The organism is Gardnerella coleohominis (assembly GCF_002896555.1).
Taxonomy (GTDB): domain Bacteria; phylum Actinomycetota; class Actinomycetes; order Actinomycetales; family Bifidobacteriaceae; genus Bifidobacterium; species Bifidobacterium vaginale_F.
Genome location: NZ_MNLH01000003.1, coordinates 265210 through 283381 on the forward strand (window position 1 = coordinate 265210; position 18172 = coordinate 283381).

General features: G+C 44.7%; 9 protein-coding genes. All 9 read left to right on the top strand.

Annotated elements, in window-relative coordinates:
* Window positions 1-92: 92 nt before the first annotated feature.
* The 9 genes from BFS05_RS04430 (at window position 93) to BFS05_RS04470 (ending at window position 18163) form a co-directional block, all read left to right on the top strand.
* The gene (locus tag BFS05_RS04430) at window positions 93-9632 is read left to right on the top strand and encodes an InlB B-repeat-containing protein (protein ID WP_103084778.1); all 9540 of its coding nucleotides are present in this window, start codon (window positions 93-95) and stop codon (window positions 9630-9632) included.
* Between the two features lie 180 nt (window positions 9633-9812).
* Window positions 9813-10025 carry a 50S ribosomal protein L31 gene (gene rpmE, locus BFS05_RS04435; RefSeq protein WP_075523086.1) on the top strand — a complete coding sequence of 71 codons (213 nt, stop codon included), beginning with the start codon at window positions 9813-9815 and terminating at the stop codon, window positions 10023-10025.
* 186 nt (window positions 10026-10211) lie between these two features.
* A complete protein-coding gene (gene prfA, locus BFS05_RS04440) occupies window positions 10212-11309 on the top strand; it encodes a peptide chain release factor 1 (RefSeq protein WP_103084779.1) in 1098 nt (365 codons plus the stop codon).
* A 90-nt stretch (window positions 11310-11399) separates the two neighbouring features.
* The gene (gene prmC / locus BFS05_RS04445) at window positions 11400-12314 is read left to right on the top strand and encodes a peptide chain release factor N(5)-glutamine methyltransferase (RefSeq protein ID WP_103084780.1); all 915 of its coding nucleotides are present in this window, start codon (window positions 11400-11402) and stop codon (window positions 12312-12314) included.
* Complete coding sequence (locus BFS05_RS04450) at window positions 12292-13008, top strand: L-threonylcarbamoyladenylate synthase (protein ID WP_103084781.1); 717 nt, start codon at window positions 12292-12294, stop codon at window positions 13006-13008. The genes prmC and BFS05_RS04450 overlap by 23 nt, the downstream gene beginning before the upstream one ends.
* Window positions 13005-14108 carry an MraY family glycosyltransferase gene (locus BFS05_RS04455; RefSeq protein WP_103084782.1) on the top strand — a complete coding sequence of 368 codons (1104 nt, stop codon included), beginning with the start codon at window positions 13005-13007 and terminating at the stop codon, window positions 14106-14108. The genes BFS05_RS04450 and BFS05_RS04455 overlap by 4 nt, the downstream gene beginning before the upstream one ends.
* A 67-nt stretch (window positions 14109-14175) precedes the next feature.
* Window positions 14176-15720 carry an IMP dehydrogenase gene (gene guaB / locus BFS05_RS04460; protein WP_103084783.1) on the top strand — a complete coding sequence of 515 codons (1545 nt, stop codon included), beginning with the start codon at window positions 14176-14178 and terminating at the stop codon, window positions 15718-15720.
* A gap of 193 nt (window positions 15721-15913) precedes the next feature.
* Window positions 15914-16621: an oligoribonuclease gene (gene orn / locus BFS05_RS04465; RefSeq protein ID WP_103084784.1), complete on the top strand. Its 708-nt coding sequence runs from the start codon at window positions 15914-15916 to the stop codon at window positions 16619-16621.
* Window positions 16622-16696: 75 nt separating this feature from the next.
* Window positions 16697-18163, top strand: coding sequence for an ATP-dependent DNA helicase (locus BFS05_RS04470; protein ID WP_103084785.1), 1467 nt, complete (start codon window positions 16697-16699; stop codon window positions 18161-18163).
* The last annotated feature ends 9 nt before the right edge of the window (window positions 18164-18172 follow it).

Consider the following 18172-nt stretch of genomic DNA (forward strand, 5'->3'; position numbering starts at 1 on the left):
TAATGCTTAGGTATAAGTGCTGCCAAGAGTTTTGTGCCCTTAATTTATAAGTGTACGTTACAAATAGTGTTTTGCTTTGTGTAGGGATTAGTATGAGCGCTAACGTTAATGAAGTTGATGCTAAAAAAAGAAGTAAAAAAGTTCATAAAAGAGTGAACCGTAAAAATGTTACAGCTGCATCTATGGTTCTCGTTTCGACTCTTGCCATGATTCTTCCTTCTTCTGCTGCAGCTCAGGTTTCAGAGTATAAGCGTACTTTGGCAGATGAGAGTGTAGTTCGTAGATCAATTAAAAAAACTCATAAGAATCTTCTTGAGCCGCTATCACCTGTTTCAAGTGATTTAAGTAAGCGTACGGCTAATAGACTTGCTGCAGAAGCAATGAAGTCTATTAATAATAGTGTGGCCGGTGCTGGTGTGGCCGGTGCTGGTGTTGACGGAAGCAATGGTGCTGATTCTGCCGGTAGTAATGGTGCGACCGGTGTGTCTGGTGATAATGCTGGTGCTGGTACTGACAGTGGTGCGGTTGATGGAAGTGGTGATGCTTCTAGTGATACTAATCCTGCTGTTGGTGCTCCTGCTGGTGTTGATACTGCTGATGCTATTGGGCAAGATAATCAAAAGACTGCGAAGCCAGATACTGCGAAGCCAGATACAACTGCGCAACAACCAAAGACGGAGACAGCTGCTAAGGGTACAGTAGCTACAAAGCCGGAATCAACTAATTCAGAATCTACTGCTCAGTCCTCTGATTCTTCGAAAGCTAAGCAGCCAGAAGTAAAGCCATCAGTTGAGACTCCTGCAGCGAATAAATCTGCAGAACCAGAAACTTCACAGACTGCAAGTGCAAAGCCTGCTGCAAAGACTGAGAAAGAAAACGCAGATCCAACAGATGCGAAGCCAACAGATGCGAAGTCAACAGAAGTAAAGCCTGAATCAACGCCAACTGCGAAACAAGATGCAAAGCAACCTTCAGAAACAAAGCAACCGGAAGAAAATGCTGGTGGCGTTAAGCCTGCTGAGGTTAATCCAGCTGAAAATCAGCAGCCTGCAAATGCGCAGTCTGGAAATGCTGAAAGCGCAAAGCCTGCTACTTCGAATACTGATTCTGAGAACACTAATCCTGCGAATGAGCATACTGTAACTACAACAACAAGTGCTCCTGCGGCTCCTGCAAATAATGTACCTGAAACTCCGTCTGCGGCTCCTGCAGGTAATGTATCTGCACCTTCTGCTTCCACATCTTCGGCAGGTGCAGAATCTAATGCTGGTGCTGGAACTACAGCTAACCCAACTGCGGAAAAGCCAAGTACACAAGGCAATGCCGCTGCACAAGGTTCGCAAAGCAGTGCAGAAGGTACAAATACAGGTGTTCAAGGAGCAAATAAAAACGGCGCTCCTTCAACTGCTGGCTCAACACCTACTTCAGAGCCTAGGTCTACTTCGAACAATGATCCAACGCCTTCACCTGCTTCTACGCAGAACGCTGGTACACAGGGCGCTGGCACACAGAACACTGGCACAACAAACACCGGCTCAGCAACTAATAACACAGCAACTGATCCAAATAGTCAGGTAATTAAGCCGAATACAGATAATCCAGAGGCTGGCAGCACCAGTGAAGCCAATGGTCAGGTACAAACCGACAAAAAGCCAAAAGCTACGTACAATTTGAAAATTCGCTATACGATTGGCGGTGCTGCGAATAAGCAGCTTGTGCAGCCGTACGAGCTTACGATTGACGAAGGCTTCTTAAATAATCTCGGCAAAGACGGCAAATATGAATACATTGAGCTTCCAAAAGCTGCTGGATACCGCCCGTCCGTATATCATTCTGGGGATTACCAGTACTACGTTAAAAAAGTTGAGGGAGCTAACAGCAAGTTCGTTATTGACGATGGCACGGATGCGGATGCTATTCGCTACTTGCGTTTAAGCAAGAAGCTGATTACGGATTACGCTGTAAAGAAAAGGCAGGCTGTTGAAAGCAATAATAGTGTTCAAACTTCGCAGAATACATCGTCTACGCAGTCGGGTTCAGACGACGGTATTCAGTACTACGGCGAGTTGAACATCAACTACGCTCCTAAAACAGCTAAGTACTATGTGCGTCACTTGTTGCAAAAGCTTGACAATAAAGATGAGTTTGAAGAAGCGCCTAATATCGGCAAACCAATTGTTGTAGAACATAAAACCACCAACGACGATGGCAGCGTTACAACAACTAAAGAAGTTATACATGTTACTGAGATTACGGGCACAGTTGGCTCGGATGTAACAGCTGTTTCAACGTATATTCCAGGCTACGAACCGGAGCATAATCTTATTAGCTCGCCCCTTTCGGATTCTGAAGACGAAAAAGACAAGCTAGTTTTGAACCTTCGCTATTACCGTAAAGCTTATGAAGTTACTTACGATTCTGCTGGCGGCACGGATGTTACTGCTCAAAAAGTGTATTATGGACAGAAAGTGCCTAAGGTTCCAGAGCCTACATATCGTGGTCATACGTTCCTTGGCTGGCAGATAGTAGAACCGGGGGAGAGTGCTAATCGCTCAAGTACTTCTAATAGGTCTGTAACTAATGAAGCGCTTAACTACAAGATGCCGGATCACAATGTGCAATTCCGCGCAGCTTGGTCGGCTAACGAGGCTACCAGCTACCGCGTGAACGTGTGGGTGCAAAAGGCAGATTTGGTTGACAAAGAGCATCCGGATTCGCTTGTAAACTACGACTTTGTTGGCCTTGTTGAGCGCAAGAATGTGCAAACAGACAGTGAAGTTGCGCTTGATAAGATGAATGACGCTGGCGTTGTTGATGATGCTAGTAAGCTTAATGGCGCAAGCGAAACTGAGTATGTAAAGAACCCGGAGCTTGGCTTAACTAAAGAAGAGTTGCAAGGCAAAGATTCTAAACACGAAACTGGCTTAATTGCAAAGTTCAACTGGATGAACGATACGCACGTAACAAACTTGGAAGGGTATGATACCACTAATCCTGGTGCCGAAAGCAATTACCTTAAAGATTCTAGCGGTAATTATGTTACAGGTCCTATTGATGCTAAAACCCCTAATTGGGATAATAGAGTTTACAAGGACATATTCACGCGCTACTTCCACGTGAATAAGGATCTTACTAAAAAGCTTAACAATGAGCAACATGATTTTGTGCCGGGTCGTCCAGATTTAGGCAAACGTAGTAAAGCGAAGCTTTGCGCGAACGACTTAAACAACACTCTTAACTTAGTTTACGATCGCAATACTTATGAGCTTATTTTTGCTAAGCCGGCTGGCGTAGATAATGGTGACAATGCTGCTATAAAAAGAAAAGATGAAAACGGCAAAACAACTATTTATTGCTATGCTGGCGGTGGCGGTTGCTCAGATAAGTATGTTGGTAAAGACAAGGATGAGCATGGCACTGAGATTAACCATAAAGGCTACCGCGTAAATGTTCGTTACGGTCAAAAGCTTACTGATATTTGGCCTGATGTAAATGAATTATATTTTAGTGAAGAGGGAAAAGGCTCTTTAGGGTGGCAGCTTGGATTTGCAGGGGTTGTAAAGTATCGTGACACTCCTCCGTATCGTTTTACTAAAGAAGAATTTGCTGACCCTCGTTGGCGTGCTGCTTTTAAAAAAAATCCAAAAGACAAAGTAATACCTAAAATTAGCGATGACCCTGAGCATAACCCTCAAGTTACACACGAGTTAAAAGATAATCAGCGTCTGCTTACTGCTGATAAAAGTAATCAAAGTCAGCCTATACAGGTGATTATTAGGAAGCAAAGTATTGCCTCTGCTAAAAAGGGTGGTGACATAAGCGAGGACGATTATGAGCTTTCTACCGATTCTTATAGCAAAGATGATACTCCTAGCGGTGACTATGATTATCCAGCTCCATCTATTGCTGGTTTTAATCCTGCTGATGGTTATGATACGGCAAGAGTTGGTGATGCGTTAGATTCAGACGACTTTGAAGGTAAGCTGGAAGAGTGGTATAACGAATCTCATGATCATGGGGAGTGGGATGATTTAAGTGAGGATGAGCAGAAAGCTTTTGCTAAAAAGTATCATTTAGCATTTCGAAAGTATAGGGGCGTTCCAGTAGATGAACAAGAAGGTTATACTGGTGATGCAACTGAATTTGATGATAACAAACCACTTGAGTTTAGGTACGACCGCCAGAAGTACGCTGTGCAGTTTTATAATGCGGACGGCAATGCTATAACAAAAGATAATGTCGCTGCTACAGAAGAACTGCCGTTTGAGTATAGCTTGACTAAGCGCGGCAATGCTAAATTGACGGGCGAAGATGCAGACTTGTACTACGACGGTGGCAACGTTAAGTCTTACGATGCTTCTGTAACTAAAGACGATGCTGACGATACGTCTAAGCAGTTCGACGGCAAGTACACTTTCACGCTTAATGGTACTAAGTACTCCATCGTTCGCCCTGAAAATTTGCCAAAAGACTACGTGTTTAAAGGCTGGGCTGTTGATCAAGCCGGTATTCATCTTATAAATGGCAAGATAAATGACAATAGTGAAGGTACTGAAGGCGAAGGCAAAGCTAAAGGCAAAGCTAAAGATTTTACAATGCCAGTCAACGGCATTAAGCTTTACGCTGCGTGGGGTAAGCCAACTGATATTAAGCACACTGTAACGCTTAACTACCACATGCCTGAAATTGACGAAAACGGCAATGAAATAAAGGACTCTAACGTAGTTACGAAACAGCAGTTCGATCACTACTATGTTATTAAGGAAAATAAAGATATAAAGGTTCCAACACGCAAAGGCTACGACTTCTACGGCTGGGAAATTGACAAGAACGGCACAAAACTTCCGTACGCTTTTGGCAACAAAGTAGTAGAAGATATAACGCTTGATGCAGTGTGGGTTAAGGATACTCGCTACAACGGTACTTTTAAGCATATATTCTTAAAGCCAGGGTACACGTTTACTGACTATAAGCAGCCTGGTCTTTCCGAATCAGCCAAAGCCGCGATGGTGGACCACATTTCTACTCAAACGGTTTCCGGCTTGCGCGAGCATTTGCGCTACAATGCGGAAGCAGTCTACAGTGACGAAACGCACTTCCCAGATAAGCAGTTCACGAGCTTTGAAGCCTCGAAGGACGAGGATCAGAATACTGGCGAGTTTATTTACCAAACGTACAATACGCGCAAGTATAAGGTAAAGTATATTGATCAAGACGGCAAGGATCTTCTTCCAGAAAGCGAAGTCAGCTCTGTAAATCGAAAGTACGACGTAGCGTTCTACAAGCCGATTGAAGGCTTTATGCCGGAAACTACGCAGCAGAATATTGAATACGCTATTGGCAAAGATGGCAAGCAGATTGGCGAAAAAACATACACCTTCAAATATAAAGACGTTCGCGTGCTTAAGCGCCAGGATGATGCTCAATCTCGCCCAACCAACTACACGCGCTACGTGTTTAAAGTGGCTGATGGCCAAGGCTCTATGGGTAGCGTTGTTGACTGGCAAGGAAGTAATGTAGCCGACGGCTCTGCTCTTGTGTACGACGCAATTAAGGGCACGAAGGCATATCAGATGCCGCTTCCAACAGTTAAAGCGAAGCCTGGATATGAGTTTGATGTCTGGACTTCTAAGATTTATATAGATGATGGACATGGTGGGCAAACACATACTGATGGTTTCGACCGTCTGCCAATTCTTTCTGAGTCTCAACCTAATCCGAAGGTTATTTACACTGTTAAATTCAAGCTAAAAGCTCCTGTTGCAATCGATACTAAGGTTTTGAAACCAACAGATGCTTTGAGTCTGGATGATAATTCAGCTAAAGAGCTTATAAAGAATGCTGATAAGTATCCAAGTAACGCTAAGTTCAGCTTTGCGCCTGGCGAAAGGTTTGACAGCACTCCGGGCTTGCACAAGATTAAAGTGCAAGTACATCTTGATGGCAACACTGCTGCAGCTGAAGTGCTGTACCGCGTGCTGCCAGATTTGGTGTACGCAAGCGATTGGGGTAAGTTTAAGGCTACAGAGTACGGCAGCAAGCATGCTGACGACTACGTGCCGATTACCTTTACCGGTAAGAATGATGAAGGCACTATTATTGGTCACGATGGAGGTAATACTGGTTCTTCTACTAGCGGAATAACTACGCTTACTGCTTACGTTTATAAGAATAAGGATGTTAGAATCCGCGTGCCGCAAGCTTTCGGTAAGGATTATAACGGCCAGCATTACCACTACGTATTCAAGGGTTGGGTGACTAAGGTTGTAGAGCCGACTACTAGTACGCCTTCTGCTAGTACGCCTTCTTCTGGCACGATGAAGCCAGATGAGCAGAAGCCAGAGGAGAAGAAGCAAGAGCAGACGTTTGATATAAATTCAAGCGACCGTTACAAGAATGTCAATTTAGACAACGGCGTAACTTACCACGCTATTTACAAGCGAATCGACTACTTCTCCAGTTCGTCTGACAACGGAACAGTTCCTAAGGATTCTGTAATTGCAATATTCAAGCCTGCTCCAAAACGAAAGTGGAAGGACGGCTCAGACGGCCCTAAGGTGTTCTACGTAAAGAAGGGCGCTAATCTTGCTGATATTACAGTAAAAGTTACGGATAGCGATGGTAACACTACAGAAGAAAAGGCGTTAGATTTCCTTCAAAACAATCTCACCAACCCTACTGGTAAGTGGTCTCGAAGCAAAATGATTAATGGCAAAGAGGAAGTAACGCCTATAGACAATGTTTCGGATTGGAAAGTTGATAAGCCATTCCAAGAGTTCGTGGCAGATCAAACTCCTTGGACAAAGCCAAAAGTTCAGACTGATTACTTGGTTGCTGTGCAAGGTAAGAGTGAGCTTCCGGCGTTAGAAAAGTATTTGACAAAGGAAAGTTTTGATGCTTTGAAAGAGGCGAAAAAGAAAGGCGAGATAGAAGACGTAAAATTTGACTACGATTTGCCGAAAGGTAAGACGCCAGAAGAATTTGAGAATGAAATGCTTTCTAAGCCTTCTTTGTACACTGTGCCTCTAAAGGTTACAGTAAATTACAAGGATGGTGCTAAGCCTGAACCGTATAATCTCGTTGCTCGCCTTAAGGTTATTTATCAGTTGATGTACCCAGAAAGTCTGCCGAAGGATGATACTAAGCCTGCTCCTAAGCATGATATTAAGAAGAATTATGATACACCAGTTATTGGCGAATCTGGTGAGATTAATCTTGTTACAAATAATACTGATAAATACGTTAAGGTAGAGTTTGAGAATCCAAATAGTACTGAAGGTACTGTTTCGGGCCGTAAAGAATATTACATCTTGAATGCTAGTAAAGAAACCAATACTACAGGAATAAAAGCTCCTCAAGCTACTGGCAAAAAGTACGATGAAAGAAGCTTCCACTACGAGTTTGTTGGCTGGAAGATGGTTAAGGGCAGTATTGCGTCTACTACACCTACTGTGAAACCTGTTGCATCTACCTCCTCATCTGCAGCTCCTGCTTTGCCAATGGTAGCTTTGTATGCATCTGCACCTAACACAACAGGTGCTGGTGTAATACGTTCTGTTGAAACGGGGAATTCATCAAAGGATAATATTTACACTAAAGAACAAATTGCTAAGATGTCGTTTACTGAAAACACCAAGTTCGAAGCTGTCTTTAGAAAAGTGGATAACGTGTTGGAGCCTGGCACCAATGAGAAGATTCCGGATAATTACGTGCCACATTTGTTCTTACCAGGTTTTGGTAGAAGGTGGACCGACGGCACTTCCAATCCGAAGGTGTTCTACTTTGATCCAGAAAGTAGTAACTATTATAGCGATATTAATAATAAAGTTGATGGTTTAGGTGTTCAGCTTAAAGGCTTTGGTGGCTGGTCTATTTATGGGGCTGCCGGCAACGAACTCACGGCCACTTCACCTGATTATAGTAAAAAAGAAACCCGCGTATATGTTGCAAAACAGGCGCGTGTTGACGACGTGAACGCCTCGGATATTGTTCTAAGCGTTGGCGACGGCATACCTGGTCCTGATGAGCTTGTGCACGGGAATGATGCTAATTCGAATCCTAATATTGTTGGCGTGCAAGGTGCTGGCGTATACGATATTAACAAAGCAATTACTAAGCCTGGTATTACCACTGTCGTAGTAAACGTTACTCGCACGAATGATAAGAAGGAACAGGTAATAGTTCCTGTTAAGGTACATATTCGTGTGCTTCCAAAAGTTATTGCGGATAAAGATTTGCCAGAAAAAGGTACGAAGGAATATGAATTTATTGCTGAAAACTACACGAAAGTAACGTATGTAGCTGGCGAGGGCGGAACCATGCAGTCGCCAATGCACACATACTGGGTGCGTAATGGCAAAGAGTCTGCAATAAAGGATTATATTCCAGATGTGCTTGCTGATAAGGGATACGTGTTCAAGGATTGGTCGTCTAAGACGATTGAAAAGCCAGCAGCTCCAGCAGATCAGCGTAAAGCTACTAGTAAAGAGCGTGAAGTATTAGCTAATATAGCTATTGTTGGTGGTATGCCGTTTGTAGCTAATATTATTCGTAATTCGCATAGTTCCACTTTGGCTGCATTGCAGAATCTGCTTAGTGAGGCTGAAAAGGAGAATGCAGAGAAACTTTATAAAGCGAAGAGAGAACAATTAGCTAAAATCGCGGAAAGTAATGGTAAGTATTACTTAGCTGAGTTGATTCGCGGATCTAAGAAAAGTACTTTAGCTGCATTGAGTAACTTACTAGCGCAAAATATTACTAATCCATTGGAGATTAATAATACTGATAAGCTTGCTGAGCTTGTTGAGCTTGCTGAAGCTGCTGAAGTTGCGGGTAAACCATTTATTGCAAAGATAATTCGAAGCTCCAAGAAGTCTAGCTTTGAAGCCTTGAAGCAGCTTTTGCGCAGTGTAGGTGTAAATCCTGAGACTTCTCTACCTGAGCCACAGCCAACGTACGAAACCACTATTACTGCAAACTTCGAGAAGATGGCTCCTATGAAGTTTAAGCTTAGTGGTTCTGCTCGCGAGGGTATTTTCACGAACTTCAGATTGCAAAACATGACTGAAGGTGATGTGAATAACACAACAGTTACAGTAGACGGCCAGGAAGTAACTATTAACAAGTTAATTGCTCAAGGCTTAGCTTCTGTAAACGGCATTAATGCAATCTGCGATGGTACTGAATGCAAGATTTCCGGCACTCCAAAGATTGTGAACGGAAAGCCAAAAGTTGAGCTAAAGTTTACTACTACCGACAAGTACGGTCGCGACGCGGAAATTACTATGGAAATTGATGTGATTCCTGAGTACACGCCAGCGCCAACTCCAGCGCCACAGCCGGAGCAGCCAGATACAACGCCTGTTCCAACGCCTGAGATTCCGTTTGTGCCAGATTTTGCGCCTTCTGTGATTCCTGAAGCTCAAGTTATAGAGCCTGAGGTTGAGCAGCCGGAGCAGCCTGAGCAAGAAGAGCCGCAACCAGAGCCAGAGTCAAAGCCTGTGCTCGCCAAGACTGGTAGTGACACGTCTAGTGTTGCATCCGCTGGTATTTTGTCGGCAGCAATCGCAGCAATCGGTCTCGCGGTTGTAAAGACTGGCAAGCACCATCGCAAGCGTCGCAATAATAAATAATCTATTTTAAATTTGGAGCGTTTGAATTTTTCATGCGCTCCATTTTTATACGAATTATAAACGCGTTTTATGCGAATTATAAGTGCGTCGAGGGTGGTGACTAGAATAGCGAAGGTTCCGGTTCACGCTTAGCTATTGGGGCTTTGCGACCCGGGTCGCCCGAATTCCATAGGAGACATTATGAAGCAGGGTATTCATCCCGACTATCATGCAGTGCAGGTTACCTGCTCTTGCGGCAACACTTTCGTAACTCGTTCTACCGCTAATGGCGATCACATGACGGTTGACGTGTGCTCAAAGTGCCACCCATTCTATACCGGCAAGCAGAAGATTCTCGACACCGGCGGCCGCGTGGCTCGCTTCGAGAAGCGCTACGGTAAGAAGACTAAGTAGCTTTTGTGACGCCAGCCCTGCTTTCGTGTAACTCGCGGAATCGGGGCTGGCGTTTTATGTGCCAAAAATGCGTGTTTAATGTTTTACATTTGACGTGTGTTTAATATACGTGTGTCTAATGTTTTACATTTGATATTTAAATTTTTAATTTACAATCCGCGTTAAGCGTGACTAAAAAGGAATATGATGGCTGAGTCAGTAGAGGAACAGTTCCCGGCAGCAGTTACCGCGTTAGAAGAGTATCGCGATATTGAAAGTCGTATGGGTAGCCCGGAAGTTGCATCAAATCCGGACGCTATTCGAAAGCTCGGCCGCAGGCATGCAGAACTCGGATCAATCGTAAACGCTTACCTAAATTACAAGCAGCTTTGCGACGACTTTGAAGCCGCAAACGAAATGGCAAGCGACGATCCAGATTTTGCCGAAGAAGCTAAGCGCTTAGAAGATCAACTCCCAGCAGCAAAAGAAAAGCTACGCACAGCGCTAATTCCTAGGGATCCGGATGATGCGCGCGATATGATTATGGAAATTAAAGCTGGCACAGGCGGCGAAGAAGCGGCTCTGTTTGCTGGCGATTTATTGCGTATGTACATGCGTTATGCTGAAAAGCGTGGCTGGACTACCGTAATCCAAAGCGAAAATTCAACGGAACTTGGCGGCGTAAAAGACGTTCAGCTTGCGATTCGCGCAAAAGGAACTCCTGCTCCAGAAGACGGCGTGTGGGCGAGCATGAAGTACGAGGGTGGCGTTCACCGCGTGCAGCGAATCCCAGTTACGGAATCGCAGGGGCGCATACAGACTTCCGCAGCCGGCGTAATCGTGTTCCCAGAAGCAGACGAAGATGACGACGAGATTGAAATCGATCCAAAAGATCTGAAAATCGACATTTTCATGAGCTCTGGTCCTGGCGGACAGTCCGTTAACACTACTTATTCCGCGGTTCGCATGACGCATATTCCAACCGGAATTGTTGTTAGCATGCAAGATGAAAAGTCGCAGATTCAAAACCGTGCGGCAGCACTTCGAGTGTTAAAGTCGCGCTTGCTTGCCATGAAGCACGAGCAGGAAGCGGCAGAAGCTGCGGATATGCGTCACTCGCAGGTGCGCTCGTTGGACCGTTCTGAGCGAATCCGCACGTACAATTTCCCAGAAAATCGTATTGTGGATCATCGCACAAACTACAAGGCTTACAATCTTGACCAGGTGCTTAACGGCGACTTGCAGCCTGTTATCGACAGTGATATTCAGGCAGATGAAGCTGACCGCTTAGCACAAGCCAAGTAATAAGTAATATCCTTTAAACTTGTTGCTTGTTTTAGCTTGTGTTAGTTTGTGTTAGCTCGTAGAAATTAGCTTCTAGGAATTGCTTGTATTATGCGCGAACTTTTGCAAAATGCTATTGCGAGTCTTCGTGAAGCAGGCGTGGAGTCTGCGGAATACGACGCGCGTGTACTTTTGGCACACGCTTGCGGAGTAAGTTTGTCGGATTTAAACAAAGCGCTAATACTTGGCGATTTAAATGATTTTCCGCCCGATTACGCTAGCAAATATAGCGATTTTATATCTAGGCGTGCTTCTCGCGAGCCGTTGCAGCATATTGTTGGTCACGCGCCTTTTCGATACTTAGATTTGAGCGTTGGCAAAGGTGTTTTTGTGCCGCGGCCGGAAACAGAAGTCGTAGTTCAAGAAGGAATAGATTGGATTCGCGCAAATAATCTAAAAAATCCGGTAGTTGTAGACTTATGCGCAGGTTCGGGCGCAATCGGATTGTCGGTTGTGACGGAAGTTGCAGACGCGCAAGTGTGGGCTGTAGAAAAGTCACCTGAAGCATTTGAATATTTACAAAAAAACTATTGCAAAATCGCGGAAGAATATTATATTTCAAACAGATATCATGCAATATTGGGTGATGCCTCAGACGTTAATCTGCCTGAAATAAGTGCGATTAAAGGACTAGTAGACTTAGTGATTACGAATCCTCCATACGTGCCAGAAAATCAGCCTGTAGAGCAAATAGAAGCAAGAGATTATGACCCTAAAATGGCGTTATATGGTGGATCTCAAGACGGTCTACTAATACCGCAAAAAATTATGGAAGCAAGTTTTGAGTATTTGCGTCCAGGTGGAATAATGATTATGGAGCACGATATTACGCAAGGAAAAGCCCTTTCGGATTATGCACAAAACATAGGATTTGGCAGCGCAAAAGTCAAAAACGACTTAACAAACAGAGCAAGATTTGTAGTATGCAAAAAAAGAGGAAAAAATGAGAAAAATTTGCACAATTAATGAAGAATCCTTGCAGCTTGCAGCACAAATTATTAATGCTGGGGGAGTAATCGTAGTGCCTACTGACACTGTGTATGGAGTTGCTTGCGATCCGTTTAATGAGAAAGCAGTTGCAAAAATTTACGAGCTTAAACGCAGACCTCGCACAAAAGCGTTGCAAATTTTAATGAGCAGTGTAGATGACTTAGAAAAGCTTGGGCTTTATTTGCCATCTCCGCTAGATATTTTAGGCAAAAAGTTCCTTCCGGGAGGATATTCTCCGATTGCGCGTGCTAAAAAAGGCTCGATTGCTTCAAGGCTTGCTACGCTTTGTAAAACGTCTGAAACTGATGCTCAAAACGATACGCAAACTCAAGAAACTCAGTCAGCTGAAGCAACTCAGTCAGCTGAAGCTGAAGCAACTCAAGGCGTGCGCGTGCCAGATTGCCCGGAATTAATGCAAATTTTGCGAGTTACAGGTCCTTTGGCTGCTTCTAGTGCGAATCGCAGTGGACATGAAAGTGCAGACAGCGTAGAAGAGGCAGTGGCTGCTTTTGGAGACGAAATTCCGCTGTATTTGAACGCTGGTCCGACTCGCTCGCACGTGGCAAGCACAGTAGTTGGCGCGGATCCAAACGATAAAGACGGAATTGTGATTTTGCGCGAAGGCGTGATAAGCGAAGAACAGATAAGAGCAGAAAGTCGCAAGAGATGAGGGTATACCTGTTTATTGCAGCAATTGCAGGCGGAGCTACATGGCTGATTATGCCTTTAGTGCGTCATCTTGCTATAACCATGGGAGCTGTTGGAAAAGTTAGAGCTAGGGATGTTCACACTATACCTACACCTCGTATGGGTGGCGTTGGCATGCTTTTCGGATTAGCTGTTGCTTTAGCTTTTGCAAGTTCAATGCCATTTATTTCTGGTTTATTTGCTGGTAGTAATCAGCCTTGGGTCGTTTTAGCAGGTGCCATAATGATATGTATTCTGGGCGTTTGCGACGATATCTGGGATTTGGATTGGATGCTTAAACTTGCCGGTCAGCTTCTTATATCTGTGTTTGTGGCATGGGGAGGATTGCAAATCGTCACATTGCCGCTTGGCTCGCTTGTTACAGCATCTCCTAGTTTGTCTATTGCAATTACAGCATTTTTAATTGTTTCATCTATTAATGCAGTTAATTTTGTTGATGGACTTGATGGTTTAGCTTCCGGGATAGTTGCAATTGGTGGAATTGCATTCGCTACGTACTCATATATTCTTGCAAGAACTTCTCCAATATATGCTTCTATGGCAACTCTTGTTGACGTGCTTATGGTAGGTATATGCGTAGGCTTTATATTGCATAATTGGCATCCTGCAAAACTTTTTATGGGCGATTCAGGATCCATGCTTATAGGTTATTTAATAACTTGCGCTTCGATTATAATGACTGGCCATATTGATCCTTCAGCGGTTCATACGAGTATATATTTGCCTGTTTTCATGCCAATATTATTGCCGATTTTAGTTCTTTTCTTGCCTGTATTAGACATGTGCTTGGCGATTGTTCGTAGACTTTCTAAAGGTCAGTCGCCTACGCATCCTGACAGAATGCATTTACATCATAGAATGCTTAGAATTGGCCATTCTGTGCAAGGTGCAGTTTTAATTTTATGGGGTTGGGCAGCGCTTATTGCTTTTGGTTCTATTATGATCTTGTTCTTCAAAGCTGCTTATGTACTTGTTGGAATGATAATTGCAGCTTCACTTCTTACAGTACTTACGCTATTCCCGTATTTGCGCAAGAGAATTCCAGAAATTCGTAATTCATGAGACGCTCATGAAACGCTCATGAAACGCTATTTTTCTAAACGTCATAGCAAAAACGTATAGTAACCCTATGGCTACAACTGATATGAACACGGAATCCGTGTATGCTCCTGTTCCACCAATTTTCGAGAAGCTCGGCCTCGCTTATGACGATGTCCTTTTGCTTCCAAATGAGACTGATGTTATTCCTTCCGAAGTGGATACTTCTACTCATTTGACTCGCGAAATTACCATGAAAGTGCCAGCTATTTCTGCTGCTATGGATACTGTTACAGAATCCGATATGGCTATTGCTATGGCGCGTAATGGTGGTATTGGTGTGCTTCACCGCAATCTTTCTATTGATGATCAAGCTGCGCAAGTTGATATTGTTAAGCGCAGTGAATCCGGTATGATTACCGATCCACTTACTGTTCATCCAGATGCTACGCTCGCCGATTTAGATAAATTGTGCGGGCGTTTCCATATTTCTGGCTTGCCGGTAGTGGATAGCGAAAATCGTTTAGTTGGCATTATTACCAACCGTGATATGCGTTTCATTGCTTCCGAAGATTACGACCGCTTGAAGGTTAAGGATGTGATGACGCGTGAAAATCTCGTCACCGGTCCTTCAAATATTTCTAAGGATGACGCTCACCGTTTGCTTGCAGACAACAAAGTTGAAAAGTTGCCGCTTGTTGATGCTGATGGCAAGCTTACAGGTTTGATTACTGTTAAGGACTTTGTGAAGACCGAGCAGTATCCGGATGCTACTAAGGATGACCAGGGTCGCTTGCGCGTGGCTGCTGGAATTGGCTTCCTTGGTGATGCTTGGCAGCGTGCGTGCGCGCTTATGGAAGCTGGAGTTGACGTGCTTGTGGTTGATACCGCAAACGGCGAGGCTCGTTTGGCTCTCGATATGATTCGTCGCATTAAGGCAGATAAAGCTTTCGATGGCGTGCAGATTATTGGCGGAAATATTGCTACTCGTCAGGGTGCGCAGGCAATGATTGACGCTGGTGTTGACGCTGTAAAGGTTGGCGTTGGCCCAGGCTCTATTTGCACTACGCGCGTTGTTGCTGGCGTTGGCGTGCCTCAGCTTACTGCTGTTTATGATGCGGCTCAAGCTTGCAAGGCTGCTGGCGTACCATGCATTGCTGATGGTGGTATTCATTATTCTGGCGATATTGCTAAGGCTTTGGTTGCTGGCGCGGATACCGTAATGCTCGGCGGCACTTTGGCTGGTTGCGAGGAAGCTCCTGGTGAAAAGGTTTTGCTTCACGGCAAGCAGTACAAGCTTTACCGCGGCATGGGTTCGCTTGGCGCAATGGCTCCTCGAGGTAAGAAGTCTTATTCAAAGGATCGTTACTTCCAGGCAGACGTTACCAGCTCCGACAAGGTGGTTCCAGAAGGCGTTGAAGGCGAAGTTCCATATCGCGGTCCACTTAACGCTGTGCTTTACCAATTGCTTGGCGGATTGCATCAGTCCATGTTCTACGTTGGTGCGCACAATATTAAGGAAATGCAAGAGCGCGGACGCTTTATTCGCATTACGGATGCTGGTCTTCGCGAATCACATCCTCACGATATCGTGATGACTGCAGAAGCGCCAAACTACAGCGGTTTCCACAACTAAATCGCGTGGTGCGCGTGGTGCGCAATTGAATCGCATATAAAGCACGTATAAAGCGAAATTAATTTTGCTCTAAACGGCGAAAAGTTAACCAAGTTCCCCATACTTGCATGCTTTTCGTCGTTTTTAATATGCGCCTCGTCTGTACGAAGATGTAGGCTGATGGGTTCGAAAAAATATTAGGAAAGGAACGAAAATGGCTGAAGCTAAGGAAGATCTTACTTTTACGCCGGAGGAATCGCGCTTAATTTGGATTGATTGCGAGATGACGGGACTCGATATTTTCCATGACGAATTATGCGAAGTATCTGTAGTTCCAACTGATTTTAATCTGAAAGTTTTGGACGACGGAATTGATTTAGTGATTAAGCCGAGCGATGCTGCTGTGGCTCATATGAACGATTTTGTACGCAATATGCACACTTCTTCCGGACTTGTTGACGAGTGGAATAAGAACGGTTTGACTTTGGAAGAAGCGCAAAAGCAGGTTGTTGAGTACGTAAAGCGCTTTTTGCCAGAGCGTGGAAAAGCGCATCTTGCAGGCAACTCCGTTGGCTCAGACAAAAAGTTCCTCGACCGCTACATGCCAGATTTAATGGCAAATCTGCACTACCGCGTAATCGACGTAAGTACGTTGAAAGAGATTTCGCGCAGACTTTACCCAGACGTTTACCGCAATAAGCCGGCAAAACATGGCGGTCACCGTGCGCTCGCGGATATTATTGAGTCGATTGACGAGCTTCGTTACTACCGCGATATGATGTTCGTTCCAGCTCCAGGACCAAGCGAAGCACAGGCAAAAGCTGGCGCACAGCACATTGAGAGCACTAGCTTGCTTCGTGACTATGAGCGTCGCGGTGAAGCATTAGAAGACGTAAATTCCGCAGAAAAGCGCGACTACTAAACACAACGCTACTATTGAATAAAGCGCGACTACTAAATAAAGCGCGACTACTAAACGCAATAAAAGGTACTGCCAATGAAGCAATCCGAAGCTCTAACCATAATCAACGCTGGTGCAAGCGCGTTCATTACCGGCGCTCCGGGTGCAGGTAAAACCTACGTATTAAACGAAGCTATTCGCGCAATGAGAAAAAATGGTTTAAGTGTTGCCGTAACAGCTTCTACCGGCATTGCGGCAACTCATTTAAACGGTCAAACCATTCACTCGTGGAGCGGAGTTGGAGTTTCAAATGCGCTTAGCGATACGCTTCTTAAAACCATTAGAGCTAGGCGAGGGAAACGCATAAAAGCCACGGACGTGCTCGTGTTGGACGAAGTTTCAATGATTCACGCGTGGCTTTTTGACATGGTTGATGAAGTATGCCGGAAGTTGCGCAAAAATTCTGCTCCTTTCGGCGGACTTCAAGTAGTTATTTCAGGCGACTTCTTCCAGCTGCCTCCTGTAAGCACTTCTATGCGAAATCGCGATGTGTTCGAGCCAAGTCAGGCATTTATTGAGTCGCGAGAAAAGTATGCTGCTGCTGGCAAAAATCCTGAAGGTTATATTACGGAATCTTTCGCTTGGGATGCTTTAAAGCCTGTTGTGTGCTACTTAACTGAGCAACATCGTCAGGATGACGGCAAGTTGCTTGAAGTTTTGACGGATATTCGTGGCGGTATTGTAAGTGACGACGATAAGCAAGTGCTTGCTAGTCGCCTTGGTGAGTATCCGCAAGACGACGAGGTTTCAGTGCATCTTTTCCCTACGAACGCGCAAGCAGATGGCTTAAATAATGTGCAGCTGGCGGCAATTGATGCTGAGCCTCACGAATTCGTTGCAACAGAAGCTGGTCCTAAAAATCTCGTCGATCGCTTAAAGAAGAATATGCTCGCTCCGGAACGTTTAGTTTTAAAGGCCGGAGCTGCTGTGATGGCGTTGCGAAACGACCAGGAAAAGCAGTACGTAAACGGCTCGGTTGGTCGTGTGTTGCGTTTTGCGCCTGAGTCTAAAGGCGGATGGCCGATTGTTGAGTTTGAAAACGGCAATATTGTGACTCTTAAGCCGGCTGCTTGGGAAATGACGGACGGTGAGACTGTACTTGCAAGCGTAAATCAAGTGCCTCTTCGTTGCGCGTGGGGAATTACGATTCATAAATCGCAAGGTATGACGCTTGATTCTGCGGTAATGGATTTGCGTAGAACTTTCGCTCCCGGAATGGGATACGTGGCGCTTTCTCGCGTGGAAAATCTGAGCGGGCTTTATCTGGAAGGTATTAACGATCGCGCGTTTAGTGTTTCGGTGGATGCTGTACTGCTAGACGGATCTTTGCGTGAGGCTTCTGAGAAAGCAAGTAAGATGCTTACTAACAGTGGTGCTAATTCTTTCGTAAAAAACACGTTAGAAAACGAATTCATTAGTCAGCAGGAACTTGATATTTTTGCAAGTACTAGCAACGATGAGTTTGGATTCAATGACGAGTTTGGATTCAATGACGAGTTTTAGTGCTTTATC

Coding starts and splice junctions, on each gene's coding strand:
- rpmE (WP_075523086.1), top strand. CDS start 9,813: ATGAAGCAGGGTATTCATCCCGACTATCATGCAGTGCAGGTTACCTGC.
- prmC (WP_103084780.1), top strand. CDS start 11,400: ATGCGCGAACTTTTGCAAAATGCTATTGCGAGTCTTCGTGAAGCAGGC.
- guaB (WP_103084783.1), top strand. CDS start 14,176: ATGGCTACAACTGATATGAACACGGAATCCGTGTATGCTCCTGTTCCA.
- BFS05_RS04430 (WP_103084778.1), top strand. CDS start 93: ATGAGCGCTAACGTTAATGAAGTTGATGCTAAAAAAAGAAGTAAAAAA.
- BFS05_RS04450 (WP_103084781.1), top strand. CDS start 12,292: ATGAGAAAAATTTGCACAATTAATGAAGAATCCTTGCAGCTTGCAGCA.
- BFS05_RS04455 (WP_103084782.1), top strand. CDS start 13,005: ATGAGGGTATACCTGTTTATTGCAGCAATTGCAGGCGGAGCTACATGG.
- prfA (WP_103084779.1), top strand. CDS start 10,212: ATGGCTGAGTCAGTAGAGGAACAGTTCCCGGCAGCAGTTACCGCGTTA.
- orn (WP_103084784.1), top strand. CDS start 15,914: ATGGCTGAAGCTAAGGAAGATCTTACTTTTACGCCGGAGGAATCGCGC.
- BFS05_RS04470 (WP_103084785.1), top strand. CDS start 16,697: ATGAAGCAATCCGAAGCTCTAACCATAATCAACGCTGGTGCAAGCGCG.